The organism is Pseudoalteromonas sp. RB2-MNA-CIBAN-0110, from assembly GCF_040309305.1.
In the GTDB taxonomy this organism is placed as follows: Bacteria; Pseudomonadota; Gammaproteobacteria; order Enterobacterales; family Alteromonadaceae; genus Pseudoalteromonas; species Pseudoalteromonas arctica.
The window spans coordinates 96,308-110,778 of the sequence record NZ_JBEOOQ010000005.1; the positions used below are offsets into that span (position 1 = coordinate 96,308).

Annotated in this window: 14 protein-coding genes and 1 tRNA gene; 3 read left to right on the forward strand and 12 right to left on the reverse strand. The window is 37.2% G+C overall.

The annotated features are described in order from the left end of the window. The first annotated feature begins 258 nt into the window (after positions 1 to 258). Entirely contained in the window at positions 259 to 849 is a 591-nt protein-coding gene (locus tag AAEY68_RS04825; protein ID WP_024590969.1) for a LuxR C-terminal-related transcriptional regulator, read from the forward strand. On the opposite strand, the gene AAEY68_RS04830 is transcribed toward AAEY68_RS04825, so the two are convergent. From AAEY68_RS04830 to AAEY68_RS04855, 6 genes are all read right to left on the reverse strand, one after another. Then, positions 839 to 1,690 (reverse strand): hypothetical protein, encoded by an 852-nt coding sequence (locus AAEY68_RS04830; RefSeq protein WP_350585609.1) that lies wholly within the window; start codon positions 1,688 to 1,690, stop codon positions 839 to 841. The genes AAEY68_RS04825 and AAEY68_RS04830 overlap by 11 nt on opposite strands. Then, positions 1,680 to 4,088, reverse strand: a complete 2,409-nt coding sequence (locus AAEY68_RS04835) for a fimbria/pilus outer membrane usher protein (protein WP_350585610.1) — start codon at positions 4,086 to 4,088, stop codon at positions 1,680 to 1,682. The genes AAEY68_RS04830 and AAEY68_RS04835 overlap by 11 nt, the downstream gene beginning before the upstream one ends. A gap of 2 nt (positions 4,089 to 4,090) precedes the next feature. After that, positions 4,091 to 4,732 (reverse strand): fimbrial biogenesis chaperone, encoded by a 642-nt coding sequence (locus AAEY68_RS04840; protein WP_148664645.1) that lies wholly within the window; start codon positions 4,730 to 4,732, stop codon positions 4,091 to 4,093. Between the two features lie 74 nt (positions 4,733 to 4,806). Next, positions 4,807 to 5,505, reverse strand: a complete 699-nt coding sequence (locus tag AAEY68_RS04845) for a fimbrial biogenesis chaperone (RefSeq protein ID WP_024594054.1) — start codon at positions 5,503 to 5,505, stop codon at positions 4,807 to 4,809. Between the two features lie 56 nt (positions 5,506 to 5,561). Further along, entirely contained in the window at positions 5,562 to 6,038 is a 477-nt protein-coding gene (locus AAEY68_RS04850) for a hypothetical protein (protein ID WP_024594053.1), read from the reverse strand. A 53-nt stretch (positions 6,039 to 6,091) separates the two neighbouring features. Next, positions 6,092 to 6,562, reverse strand: coding sequence for a hypothetical protein (locus tag AAEY68_RS04855; protein WP_024594052.1), 471 nt, complete (start codon positions 6,560 to 6,562; stop codon positions 6,092 to 6,094). Positions 6,563 to 7,016: 454 nt separating this feature from the next. Between AAEY68_RS04855 and AAEY68_RS04860 the strand changes: the two genes are divergently transcribed. Continuing rightward, entirely contained in the window at positions 7,017 to 8,183 is a 1,167-nt protein-coding gene (locus tag AAEY68_RS04860; RefSeq protein WP_024594051.1) for a porin, read from the forward strand. A 12-nt stretch (positions 8,184 to 8,195) separates the two neighbouring features. Beyond that, a complete protein-coding gene (locus tag AAEY68_RS04865) occupies positions 8,196 to 8,603 on the forward strand; it encodes a type 2 periplasmic-binding domain-containing protein (RefSeq protein ID WP_024594050.1) in 408 nt (135 codons plus the stop codon). A gap of 440 nt (positions 8,604 to 9,043) precedes the next feature. Here the strand turns inward: AAEY68_RS04865 and AAEY68_RS04870 are convergent, their stop codons facing one another. The 6 genes from AAEY68_RS04870 to folP all read right to left on the reverse strand — a co-directional run bounded on the left by AAEY68_RS04870 (position 9,044) and on the right by folP (position 14,404). Then, a complete protein-coding gene (locus AAEY68_RS04870; protein WP_024590962.1) occupies positions 9,044 to 10,669 on the reverse strand; it encodes a methyl-accepting chemotaxis protein in 1,626 nt (541 codons plus the stop codon). Between the two features lie 198 nt (positions 10,670 to 10,867). Continuing rightward, positions 10,868 to 10,952: transfer RNA gene (locus tag AAEY68_RS04875), tRNA-Leu, on the reverse strand. Positions 10,953 to 11,033: 81 nt separating this feature from the next. Continuing rightward, the gene (gene secG, locus AAEY68_RS04880) at positions 11,034 to 11,387 is read right to left on the reverse strand and encodes a preprotein translocase subunit SecG (protein ID WP_002962769.1); all 354 of its coding nucleotides are present in this window, start codon (positions 11,385 to 11,387) and stop codon (positions 11,034 to 11,036) included. Position 11,388: 1 nt separating this feature from the next. Next, positions 11,389 to 12,138 carry a triose-phosphate isomerase gene (tpiA, locus tag AAEY68_RS04885; RefSeq protein WP_007586641.1) on the reverse strand — a complete coding sequence of 250 codons (750 nt, stop codon included), beginning with the start codon at positions 12,136 to 12,138 and terminating at the stop codon, positions 11,389 to 11,391. 71 nt (positions 12,139 to 12,209) lie between these two features. Continuing rightward, positions 12,210 to 13,559 (reverse strand): phosphoglucosamine mutase, encoded by a 1,350-nt coding sequence (gene glmM / locus AAEY68_RS04890; protein ID WP_007586638.1) that lies wholly within the window; start codon positions 13,557 to 13,559, stop codon positions 12,210 to 12,212. Next, positions 13,556 to 14,404, reverse strand: coding sequence for a dihydropteroate synthase (folP, locus tag AAEY68_RS04895; RefSeq protein WP_010553862.1), 849 nt, complete (start codon positions 14,402 to 14,404; stop codon positions 13,556 to 13,558). The genes glmM and folP overlap by 4 nt, the downstream gene beginning before the upstream one ends. Between the last annotated feature and the right edge of the window lie 67 nt (positions 14,405 to 14,471).

The window sequence follows — 14,471 nt, forward strand, 5'->3', positions numbered from 1 at the left end:
AATGTATAAAGAATAAAAGCAATTTAGGCATTGTTAGCTTTAGGTGGATTATCATAAATAAAGAACATTAATATCAACCTCACTAAAAAGCTGTTTTAAAACAAAAAAACGCATAAATACAATTTTAAAAAGCACATAAAACGTACTTTACACATGTACTTTAGTGTATAAAAAAAGAGCTACAACACATTCTCCTATCATTGAAATTAACTAAAAATAAGAATATAGTACTAAAATGTAGTCTATGGATAGAATATTATGAATATTGAAAACACAGCTGATAAAAGCCTCAAATGCTTCACAAATCCAAATTACACTTCACTTTTTTGTGTTGCAGCTGACTTCAACGTTTTACTTGTTAATTATCAAGCCTTAAACGTCATTACCAATTATGAACTTATTAATCAATTCATGCTAAAAAATGGTCACCAAGGACTGGTAATTTTTGATGTACCAAAAGACTGCGATGTACTAGCATTAAAAGAGTGGCCAAATTTAAAAGGATTGTTTTACGAAGGCACTGACGAAGTACTACTTCAACAAGGATTAGAAGCCATTGAACAAGGAAAGTTATGGTTCCCTCGTGCAGTAACCGATGATTGGATGAGGCAAATGCTAGCGAGTGAACAACAAACTACTCTGCAATCAAACAACTTAACCTGCAAGGAAATGAAAGTATTAAACTTATTATTTTCTGGCTTACATTCAAGTGCAATTGCAGACACTTTATTTATAAGTGAAGCTACTGTTCGCGTTCACCTACACAAGGTTTACCAAAAAATTGCTGTAAAAAATAAGCAACAAGCATTACTTTGGTGTCAAAAAAACTTAAATAAGGTTAATAATTAAGCGGACTTATTTGAAACCTTATTATGTCAGAATATTCACCGGCAGCTTGCCTTTCAAAATCATTTAGTTGAATTTTCAAAGGTAACAAATAAACGGTTTGTCCTGAATATGTAAATTTATGTTGTGATACGTTATTTAGTTCAAGCCAACTTCCTGCCAGATCTAGACTGTAATTAATTGCATATTTATCTCTATAGAGACTGTGTATTAATTTACCATTATTATCTGAACTTACAGATAATTGAATATCTGAATTAGTAACAACTTGTAAACTAGGTAACATAGTGTATTCCTTACCCGGTATTAGCTCTCCCAAATTAATAGTATTTGAAAATGTATTATACCCAAGTACAGAAAGACTTGTTCTGGGCACAATATTTTCTTGAATGCTATATTCTCGTTCATCTAACAACTTGCTCCCCTGATCGTATAATTTCATTTGGAGTCTATCTGTATAGACACCAGCTTTAATCGGCGTTCCTGATGGTATTAGTAATGACAATATCGTCGAAGAATTAGTAAAGCTCAACTTTAAAGTTGATGTGCTAACTAACTGACTCTGTATACTTTGCATTTGGTACGGAACACTTTGAAATTGCCCTTTTAACTGAGCTTGGTTCTCACTTGTAATCACGAGCTGTAATTGACAACTCTCATCATTAATAACGCTTATACGTAACTCTTTCTTAGAGTCTACTTGCTGTAAGGCATGGTAGCTTTCAAAATCATCATAAATATGTTCAACCTTATCGAACCTAGCAGCACATTGCGCATGAATTAAAGGCGTAAAAATAAATAGTGCTAAACCACCCAATAATAAACTTACTTTTTTATTGTACATAAATAGCTCCTTTGCGCTGTAATTGTTCGCCTTCAGATACTTCAATCGTAAAATGTGACTTTTCTGCATTCTTAAGTGTAATTTCATAATTACAGGCGGTTAAACCTGTTAATGCAAATCGTCCTTTTTTATTCGTAAAAAATGTATGCTCTTTCTTACTACTATTATCTAAACAAATAGCCGTTCCAACCTGTAACGATAGTGGCTTTTTTTGTTGGTCGTACAGCGTTGCAATGACTGATATGTTAGCGGCAGTCCCTATTGTAATTGCATGACCCGTTCGATAAGGTGAATAAAGAGTAATAATACCAGAACCTATATCATACCCTGGCGCTAAGTTGTCAATATCGACTGCAACGTTGGTTGAGGCGTATGAACTTATATCGTTCAATAAAATAGTCTCGAAGTCTTCATTATCTGCCCTATATTCATCTTCATATTGCCCCAATATAACTTTTTTTCCTTTAAGGCTAGAGTGAGGTTTTACTAAAGCGAAGCTATCGTATATGGGTTTCCCAACAGCCCAACTCTTATCTGCAAATGCTATACTTGACGCCAAGCTTAATCGGCTCTGATGGTAAGCTGAGTCCTCATTAAATTGCTCGTAAAAACTCCCATGATCAAAGTTCATAACAAAACGATTCGCGTTATATTGAGTATTTAGATCAAAAACAGCTTCATTTTGATCATTTTTTTCAAGCCCAGCTCTTATGTTCAAAGCTCCAACATAGCGCTGATTACTATCTTGAGAGAATTCTAAACGTGTTTTTTCACGCCTAGATTGATGAGATAATTTAGCCCGTCGAGTATTAGAAAACTTATAAGTGACAGACAACCTTACATCCCATTGACTTTCTTCAGCGAGACCCTCCCACTGCCCACCTAAACTATATCTCCATTGGCTATTATCGATCTCACCAGAAAGACTAACCCCAATTGATTTATCAAATTGAGCTTCATCATATGACCTTGATAAGCTTGTAAAAAAAGATGTTTGCGTATTATCGCCCCAAAAAAAACTATAATTAGCCTGAATATAATGCTCTCTTAAGCGAGAACTAGATTGAGAATCAGGCCGATAACCAAGGCCTGTAAAATATCTTGATGAGTATTCATAACCCACCGTAATGTCAGTGTTATTATCACTATGATTTCTATAGTTACTATAAACAATGCGATAAGCATGGCCTGTTTTTTCATTGAAACTTATCGCATTTTCAAACGCAATCTGTCCAATTTTAGCTGCATAAATATTTTTAAAACCAACCTGCTGAGAATACTCATCACCCTGTACTGCCGCACCCGCTGTCCAGCTAGGTGTAATGCCATAATCAAGATAAAAGCTGGCTAGTGGCTCGTCGTAATCATAATCTAGCTCACTACCTAAGCGTGAAGGAACGCCTAAATGAAACTCATATTCAAGTTGCCCTTGAGCAAAAAGATCTAAACCTGTCGTTACGTCAAAATCAACAAAACGCACAACTCCTGCTATATCAGTGATCCTCAAAGTAATATTATTGCTTCCTTCATTAAGGGGAATATCATCAAGAGAATATATACCTGCGGCTAAATTAAGTTTTTGTACTATCCGCTCGCCAACTAACACCTCTACAGAGGATGGACTCTCTAAGGTAAAGCTACGAGAAGCACTGGGTCTGATAGGTCTGTCAGAAACTAGCGAAAAATCATGTGAAAGCGACAAACCTAGTACCCGTGCTGTTGATTGAAAATAACTACCTGAACTATAATTATCACCGACTGATATACGTAACCCACTAAGCGGTAGGTCATGTATTATACGAGTACCTAAGCGTCTAATATTTGATGAAGTAGGAGCTACTTCAGATAAATACTCCACTTCGTTTTCTAAAACCCAGCCTTCCCAGCTCACTACCATTTCAGAGCGAATAGCTAAGAGCTCATCTGTTGTGTCCTCGCCTTTATCTTGCTGATAAAAATAACTTGAATAAGCATTAACAAATCCACTTAGTTTAGCGGGTTCCGATGCTATTAAATTCCTTGAATCAGATTTTAAACTTAGCTGTTGAGGGCGAGTCAGTGTAAGAGGTACTGATATTTCTAAGCTAAAATCACTCATATCGAATGAAATATTATATCCAAATGACTCTAATGCTTTTGTATCAATAACATTCTTATTAACTTTAGACTCTAAAGAATCAAAATCTTCTGAAAATAAAAGTCGTTCGAATGAAACTTTAATTTCACTCCATTTGAGTGATAAATTATCATTTGGGTCAACTGCAAGAGTTAATTTACCAATAGCATTTTTATTCAGTTCTGCTTCAACACTGAGTTCGATGGTTCTTTTAGACGGGTTAATTTTTGAATAACATAATTGAGTAAAGCTCAATAAAAATATGCATAATAAAACTCGCATAACTAGCGAGCCAGCACTAAACGTAGATGATTTAAACTTCCTTCCTGTAAAGATTGTGGCATAGGGACTTTTATGACACTGGTGCTATGAGGAGCAAAAAAAACATCGTATCCGTTTGCTTTTAATTGATCTTTTAAAATTCGATCGCTCAGGGTTTTATTTTTAGTGATTTTTATTTCATAATCACTTAATCGTCCTGCCCCTTTTCCTTCATTTAATACTTCAGTGACGATAAAGCCATCCTCAACATGAGGTTCTTTTATAGTCAGTTTAGGAACTAATCGAGGTTGATCCAAATGAACAATTAAATTTACATTTAACAGCATCGTAAGTTGTGACTGTTTATTTATAGACTGCTTTGCAATGGGCTGCTCAATCAAACTAACTTGATAGCTTTTATCTGTACTAGGAAGTTTTTTATCTAACCATCTAAATTGCAACTGCTGGCTTTGCCCTGGTTGCAAAAATAGCGATGGAGGAAAAACCCACAATGGAGAGTCATCTAAAGAAATTAATTTAGGCGTGCCTTGAGAAAAGTCAATTTCGTAAATTTGGATATCAAAAGCAATGTCTCTTGGTAACTGATTGTGAACCAAGCTAGAAGCGTTACTTGAACGACTATCAGGGGAGAAAGTAACCACCATAGGCGTTACTTCTACAGCAAAGGTCGGTGCAATTACAATTACATATATAAGAAAGTAACTGCATATCCGCAGCATTAAAAATTGACCTCTAGAACACTGCTTGCTGCATTAAATTTTGTTGGAATTTTTATTGAGACCTCACGGCTAGATTTTGGTAATAAAATTTTTCCAGTCAGTGCTTTACTCAATTCAGCCCCTTCTAATAATAGCTCTTGATCATCGCCTTTAATAAGCCACTGTGCCTGCGATAAGCGAATATATTTATTGCCTGTATTTTCCAGAAGCACATTCCATGTTTCTGTATCTACTTGGCGTTTATTTTTAATTAATAATTTTGCCTCAGCACCTTTAGGCACCACATTAAATAAAGTCCTAAAGCTAACTGACATACCAACGCCTGACTGCCCCGCTTTCTCTAAATCAACAGATACCTGATCAATGGCTACACGGTACGCTTTCGAATTTTCTAATATTGGTTCCCCAATATATCGAACAATTACTGATTGACTTTTCCCGGACGGAATAATTGTAGTCATAGGAATAATTAAAAAGTCATCTTCGTTCGCTTTTAATGTTTCATCACCGTTAGGTGCAATTAGTAAATCAAAAGCTGATATCTCAATAGTTAAAGAACTATCTGAAGGGTTAGATATACGAATTGTTTGTTGTGATTGGCTACCTGATGATTCAAGCTCTGCGACCATTGGTTTAACTTGAAAAGCCAGTGTAGAATAAGAGCTGAGTAAAAGTATCATTAAAAAGATATAACGCATATAGAGTCCCTCCTGCTAAATTAAAAGGCAGTAATTACTGCCTTTTATTATGCTAATTAGTTAGCTGTTATTGCCAACATCAGCGTATCTGCATAAGTACCGGCATAAACGGGTGCTTGTGTTACAGTTAGTAAAATATTTCCAGCTACGCCACCTGCTGCAAGCGTTGGAGAACCAGCACGGCTTTGCGACTCAGATTTATCATTTTGGCCATTCTCAGCCGAAAGCGTAAAATCAAATGTCCCTGCAGTTAACTTGGCAGTGTAGCCGACACCACGATCTTCATGGTCAGCATTTTGCAAGTGCCCTTCAGATGTTGTTAATGACATTGTTGCACCATCAACATCATTACACTGCAAATCAAAGCCTACATTTTTAGTTGCACCATCTGATAATGTTTGAAAGAATTGTGTAGTGTTAATGTTGCTCACCCCACAAATCGATGACACTGCACCACCTACATTTAGATTTTCAGCAAATGCTGCGCCAGATGTTAGAGTTGCGATTGCTGATAACACGATTAACTTTTTCATTTTAATATTCCTTATCCATGTGACATATTTGTTTATATTTAATAGTTAGTGTTTTACCAAACTCCACCAGATACAACCGATGGTGTCATTTCTATGCGAAGCACATCCTGGTAACTTCCGGCATAAATTAAAGGCTCATCTAGTTTTAACTGTAATTTAGCTACGCTGTTAAATAAAATCTTATCAACATCAAAATTGTACATAGATTTGAGCTCAAGTGCTGTTGCAGAAACGTCGCTTGAAACCCCCTCTATTGACCAATTAATGTTATAAGCATTTATTTGAGTACTTTGCTGATGGCGCAGGCCACCATTTTCAGATTGCATTGATACTCGCATAGGTGAATTACAATTAATCACTAGCTTTGTACTCGCAAGGCCATCTGAAGAAAACTGAAGGTTGTTATTTTGAGTAGTAAAGCCGCACACTGGTGAAATATGACCTACCAGAGTTAAACTTACTTCATCGTTACTGTATGCATTCATTGCAAAGAAACATAATAAAAACCATATTACCTTCTTCATCCGCGCCATCTCCTTTGACCGACCTCGCTAAGACAGGACTGATACTATGATAAAATTGCAGTTTAGAAAGTTGTTATTTGCTTATGATTAGCTTTACTTATTGATAATTTCGACTATGTAACAATATAAAATATAAACATTTAAACTAAATAACTTATGTAAAACACTTATAATTAAATGTTAACAAATCTATATGGTAGTAAATACAATACTTACGGCTTGTAAGTTACATGAAGACGTTATAAACAAAAATCACCAGGCGTATATTTTATATCCAACCCCAGTACTAAACATTTTTAAACACAAACATTCGCACCTGATTAATTAAAAAACAAAATAATATTGACTAAAAATAAAATAAAAACCTTAAACAGTTCTGTTTATTAGATAAATACTCGTTATGCACTTATACTAATAAAGAAATCAACATTTAAATAACAAATAGGAACAACATATGAAAAAGCTATCTGTAGCAGTGGCTGTATGTGCAGTTTTAGCATCTAGCTATGCTAGTGCTGAGGTAAGAATTAATGGTTTTGCATCAATTATCGGTGGTAAAAGTCTGGACAACTTAGATCACATAGCTGATCCAAATGATCCGGATGATAATCCTACTATATATGGCTATGATGACGATATCTCTTTTAAAAATGAGAGTAAATTCGCTTTACAATTATCTGCAGACCTACATGAAAAGCTAACAGCTACGGCTCAAATTATTGCGCGTGGAGAGGATGACTTTGACGCTACATTCGAATGGGCATACATTACTTATGAATACAGCGATGAACTGCAATTTAGCGCTGGTAAAATGCGTGTTCCTTTTTACAAGTATTCTGATTTCTTGGATGTAGGTTATGCTTATCGCTGGGTACGTCCGCCAAAATCAGTATACGGTATCCCATTTTCAACTTATGAAGGAGTTAGTGTAGTTTACAGCTCTCAATTAGGTGATTGGGATTCTACGCTTCAAGGCTTTTATGGTGCATTCGATGGTGATATTGACGTATTTGGAACAGAATTACCTGCTGAATTAAATAATTTAGCCGGTATAAACTGGAGTCTATCATACGACTGGTTCAGTGCGCGAGCTGCATACATTGTGGCCGACACTAGCATTTCATCAGAGGATAGCGGCCTAATTGGTCTCGTAAGTGTATTGTCTGATAGTGGCTTAACTAATACTGCGAATGACCTAATCACTGAAGAAGATAAAACGAGTTTCGTTGGCGTTGGTTTTTCTGTTGATTATGAAAACTTTTTGTTTGATGCCGAATATACACAATTTGAGGTTGAAGACAGTATACTACCAGAACAGTCACAGTATTACGCATCAGTTGGTTACCGTATTGACAGTGTAATTGTTCATTTTACTTATGAAGACAATGATGACAAACATGACTCATCACGTTTTAATACCATTGAGTCAATACCAACCTTAAACTCGGCTGTAAATGGTGCTCTTGAAGGTCTTCGTGCACAAAGTAACGTATACACAATTGGTGCACGTTATGATTTTCACCCTTCCGCTGCTTTCAAAATCGACTTTAGTCGTTTTGAAGATGATATAACCGATACAGAGACGGATGTTGTAGCTGTTGGTGTAGATCTTGTCTTTTAATTGGAGCTTATGATGAAAAAATTAATTTTAGTAAGTGCACTTTCATTGTGCTCAATTAATGTATTTGCAGAAGTTGCTGTGATTATTAATCCAAGCAATGCTAGCACAGTAGATGCTGACACAATAAAAAAGATTTATCTGGGAAAAAGTAAGTCATTTAGTAATGGCGATAAAGTTAATCCTATAAATCAAGATGGTACATCTGTAGCTGATGAATTTAACGACAAAGTAGTAGGTAAGTCTAGCAGTCAGTTAAATGCATATTGGTCAAAGCTTGTATTTACAGGTAAAGGCACCCCGCCTGAAAAACTAACAACTGACCAAGCTGTTATTGATTTTGTTGCTGCTAATAACGATGCTATTGGCTATGTTGATAGCGCTAAAGTGACCGATAAAGTAAAAGTAATTGCTACCTTTTAGCAGTGAAATTGATATAAAAACCACCTAGAGGTTAATACTGATAGGTTAATAAATATTTAACTAATCAATAAACCGACCTTCTGGTCTGTTTATGAAGGCTTCTGAATTTATTCAGAGGCCTTTTTTTGCAGCCCACTACAACACTTTTTCTAGCCAATAGTTACGAACCCAATTCAGAAGACTTCTGTCAGCTGAGTGTTGCGAACTGTGCAATTAATATTATTAATTTAATTCAGACTATGTTTATTGAGAACTCAGGGAGTATCCCTATATAAATAGAGTAATAGTAAGCTAAAGTAGAGCATCACATATTACTAATAAAGCGAGAGTGGACATATACTAGGTATGTCAAACCAAATACCCAAACAAAAAAGCCAGTCAGCGGTTAACTAACTGGCATCACCCTAGGGTAGATTTATATACTGACTCAGTACTGAGCTTTACTCAATTCTAAACTTAGCGGTTGCATCTAATAGGTTATCAGATAGGTAATGTAGGTTTTTGGCTACGTCGCGTACAGCAAGTAGTGAGTCCATAGTATCTTCGAACGATACATGCATATTTGACACATTATCTACTACCATAGCTGCAACGGATGTTTGTTCCTCAGTCGCTGCTGCTATTTGCGAATTCATACCATTAATTTCTAACATTTGCTCTGCGATTTTCTCTATTGAAATACCTGTTTTTTCTGCGGCTGTAGCATTATCTGTTGCCATATCACGTGCTGAAGTCATAGCAGCTACAGATTCATTTGCGGCAGTCGTTAATGATCCCAATAGTTCACGTATTTCATTAGTAGAATGTGCAGTGCGAGAAGCCAGTTCACGAACCTCATCTGCCACTACAGCAAAGCCTCTTCCATGTTCACCTGCTCGTGCAGCTTCAATAGCAGCATTAAGAGCAAGTAAGTTTGTCTGATCTGCAATAGACGTAATTACATTCAAAATCTGCGATACATTTTTTGTATCGTCCGCAAGCTTATTAATAGTCCCTGCAGCTCGATTAATTTCATCACTGAGCGTACGAGAAGCGGTAACTGACATCTGTACTTGTGTACGACTTTGTTCAACTTCTTTCTCGGCCGTTTCAGCAGCGTGAGAAGCGTTAGCTGCAGATTCTGATATATCACCAACACTCTGCTTCATTTCTTCCATAGATTGCTTAACAATTTCAGCATCAGTGGTTTGCTTTGTTGTAGCACGCTCAGCTTGTTCCATACCTTGAACTAGTCGTGTTGAGTTTTCCATTAAAGGCTCACATACAGCAATAACTTCAAGAACTGTTTCTCTTAGTAAGGAAATAAATGCGTTAAAATTAATAGAGACTTGGCCAATTTCGTCTTCTGAGTTAACAGATAGCTGTGTGCTTAAAGAACCATTGCCGCTTGCTAATAAACTAAGGTTGTTAGCTGCATCACTCGCAGATGAACCTATATTCTTAGCAATCCAAATAGCCATAAACAATAATAAAATTAATGAAATAATGGATACAGCTAACATTAGAGTTAATGCTTCATCAGAGCGCGCTTTAGTGTTGGCAACCAGTTCAAAAAAACGATTATCCGCTTTTTGTTGAGCGCCTTTAAAACTTTCTAAAACAGATCCATATAAACTTGTTTTAAGCTGCGCTTGTTGCTGAATCTTACTAAAATCAGCAGTACCGTTAACCATACCTGTAGCAATACTTGAGGATATTTTTTCATAATCTGACAACTCATTAATAATATCGTTATTAATGTAGGAGTTATTAAGTTGCGTTATTAAGGTAATATTAGACTCTAAAGTTTGATATACCTCGTCTGCTTTAACTATAAGATCTTGCTCACCAAACGTAACCGCTTGGGTATAAAGTTCATCAAGTTTTTCTAAAAGCCCTACGTTTTGCGACGTTATTTTTACAACCTTATACGATGAGTTACTCATTTCATCGAGAGAAACCTTATTATCATTCATAGCTAAATAGTTTATCAATACGATCACTATGAAAGCCACTACCGCAATGCATGTTATTGCATGTATTTTTTTTGTTATGCTTAGGTTTTGAAAAGAGAAGCCTGAAGCCATACTGTGCTACCTTATTTTATTGTCTATATCTATTATCGGCTTGATATCTATAAGTGTGAGCTAAATTTGTAATATTTCTAGTTTTTTCTAACAAATAGAAGAATTATTTAACAATAAACACACATCGCTCATAAAACGATCACAATAAATTACAGATACAAAAAAACCAGTAACATCACTGCTACTGGTTTCTAAATTTGGTGCGGATGGGGGGACTTGAACCCCCATGCCCTAAAGCACCACCCCCTCAAGGTGGCGTGTCTACCAATTCCACCACATCCGCATTTTTTAAGCTTTCGCTTAATTGTTAAACATGTGATTTATTTGAGGACTATAAATCGTTTAACGATAGCTTTACGCTAAATTAGTTTGGTACGTCAGAGCTTTGCTCTTTAGTAGATGTTACTGGAACATCTTCTTCAACAGGAACTACTGTTTCTACTGCTGGAGCTGCTTCTAGGTTTTCCCATTCGTCAGTCTTTTTAATTTGACCAGCAGTTAGGTTTCCTAACACAATGCTTAATACAAAAAATACCGTTGCTAAGCTTGTGGTTGTTTTTGTCATAAAGTTACCTGCACCTGACGAACCAAAAACTGTGCCTGATGCACCAGCGCCAAATGAAGAACCCATATCTGCGCCTTTACCTTGTTGAATTAAAACCATTCCAACTAGAGCCAAAGCCACAACTAAATAAACTACTAATAAAATTTCGTACATCTTATACAGTCCCTTTTGCACTGTTACAGATTGCAGTAAAAGATTCTGCTTTTAGACTTGCGCCGCCAATTAAGCCGCCATCTATATCTGTTTGTGCAAATAATAATTCGCTATTTTTTTCATTAACGCTACCACCATATAAGATGGTAAGCCCTTGTGCTAAATTGCTATCAAGTGATGCAATTTTGTCACGGATAAATTTATGAACAGTTTGTGCCTGCTCTGGCGATGCAGTCTTACCTGTGCCTATGGCCCAAACGGGCTCGTATGCTATCACAGAATCTTTCAGTGCTGCTACACCTAATTTCTCTATTACTGCATCAATTTGTGCAGCAACTACTTGTTCGGTTTGGCCGTTTTCTTGCTCACTTTCGCTCTCGCCTACACATAATATTGGTGTTAACCCAACTTGCTGTGCTCTAGCAAACTTTTCAGCGACTGTTGCATTACTTTCGTTATAAATACTGCGGCGTTCAGAATGACCAACGAGTACGTAAGTTGCACCTAAATCTTTTATAAGCTGCGCATCAACTTCACCAGTAAATGCGCCAGGTGTATTTTCAGAAACAGTTTGAGCTCCTGTAGAAACACCGCTAGCTACCATTGCTGGTACAAGTGGGAATGGAGGAAATAAAACAATGTCCATCTCTTGTGATTTTACATCGTTAATAGCGTCAGACATTTGTTTAACTAACTCTAAAGAGCCATTCATTTTCCAGTTGCCTGCGACCATCGCCTTGCGTATTGCCATTATCCACTCCACATTAGAAAGCGGGCGAGATATTAACTTTTCTCGCCCAAAGTTACAAGAGATTATTGTTATTAATCAGTTTGTTTGCTCATAGATTCTACAACAGCTGCAATTTTTTGAGCGCTGTCTATTACAATCTTTTCTTGCTCGGCTTCAACCATAACACGAACCACAGGTTCAGTGCCTGACTTACGCAGTAAAACACGGCCTTTATCGCCTAAAGCAAGCTCTACTTCTGCTACAGCTGAAAGCACTTCTGGTGCTTTTGTCGGGTCAGTTCCAGCTGTATAACGCACGTTAATCATCTTCATTGGATACTTGGTAAAACCAGCGCCTAAGTCTTGCAATGTACGATTTTGTGCAACCATAGCAGCAAGTACTTGTAAGCTTGAAATAATACCATCACCCGTGCTAATTAAGTCTAGATTCAGTACATGACCTGAGCTTTCACCGCCAATTTTCCAGCCTTTTTGCTGTAGTAATTCCATAACATAGCGATCACCCACTTTACTGCGAGCAAACTCGATACCTTTTGCTTTTAAAGCGTTTTCAAGGCCCATGTTAGACATAACAGTACCAACTACACCACCACCCAAATTATCATCTTGGGCTGCTTGGCAAGCAATAATATAAACCAGATCATCACCATCAAAAACACGGCCATTATGATCAACCATCATCACGCGGTCACCATCACCATCGTATGCAATACCTACGTCGGCTTTAAGTTCAAGCACTTTACGTTTAAGGGTATCTACGTGAGTAGCGCCACATTCATGGTTGATATTAACGCCGTTAGGCTCACACGCATGTGTTATTACTTCTGCGCCAAGTTCACGCATAACAGAAGGTGCAATATGATAAGTTGCGCCATTTGCGCAATCGACAACAATTTTAAGACCTTCTAAAGACAGGCCTTGCGGGAACTGGCTCTTACAAAACTCTATATAGCGGCCATCCGCACTGACTAAACGCGATGCTTTGCCTAATTTATCTGAAGCAACGCATGTCATTTGCTCATCAAGCATCGCTTCAATTTCAAGCTCTACTGCATCATCAAGCTTTAAGCCTTGACCATTGAAAAACTTAATACCGTTATCGTAATACGGATTATGTGAGGCACTAATTACAATACCTGCCTCAGCACGAAATGTTTGCGCTAAATAAGCAACGGCCGGTGTAGGCATAGGACCCAATAATACAACATCAATGCCAGCAGCAATTAAACCAGCCTCAAGTGCGGTTTCAAGCATATAGCCCGAAATACGCGTATCTTTACCAATAATTACTTTTTTAGTACCACTTTGCGATAATACACGCCCAGCAGCCCAGCCTAGCTTCATTGCAAATTCAGGGTTTATTGGAGCGGCGCCTACAAGTCCACGCACGCCATCGGTGCCAAAATATTTTCTTTCTTTCATTGTGAAATTCCTTGTTCGCAGGCTTGATATACACCAAGTACATCTGCGGTTTCTTTTACGTCATGTACACGAATAATTTTTGCGCCATTTTGCGCTGCGATTAACGCACCCGCTAAGCTGCCCGCTAACCGTTCATTTGTATTTCTGTTTAATAAATTACCTATCATCGATTTACGAGATAATCCGGCCAATAATGGCAAACCTAATTTATTAAAATCGTCAAACTTAGCCAATATTTGATAGTTATGACTAAGCGTTTTTCCAAATCCAAAACCTGGGTCTAGAATAAGTCGTTCAAACTTAATCCCAGCTGTTTCACATGCTTTAATACGTTCACTAAAAAACATACTTATATCTGCAAACAAATTATCGTAATGAGGTGACGATTGCATGCTCCGGGGCTGCCCTTGCATATGCATTAAACAAATTGCTACATCTTCATACTGCGCAACCGTTTCTAAGGCGTCTATTTCTTGTAAAGCTCTAACATCATTGACTATATCTGCACCTGCAAGTATTGCTTGTTCCATTACCTGTGCTTTACTGGTATCAATTGAAATAACGCAATCACTGTGCTGACGTATCGCTTTAATAGCGGGGATTACTCGAGCAAGTTCATCTTCTAAGCTAACATCTGGCGCGCCTGGGCGAGTAGATTCTCCCCCTATATCTAAAATTGTCGCACCGTCATCTAATAATTGCATTGCGCGTTTTAGCGCTATTTTGGGATCTAAAAACTGCCCACCATCAGAAAATGAATCCGGCGTTACATTTAGTATTCCCATAATAACGGGCTTTTCAAGATTAAGCGTACGCCCTCTCGGAAGCTTTAATATGTTAGTCATTGCCAACCTTTATTCTTTTTCTAAATAGCTGATACAAAAAAGCCCCGAAGTTCGGGGCTTTCATTAC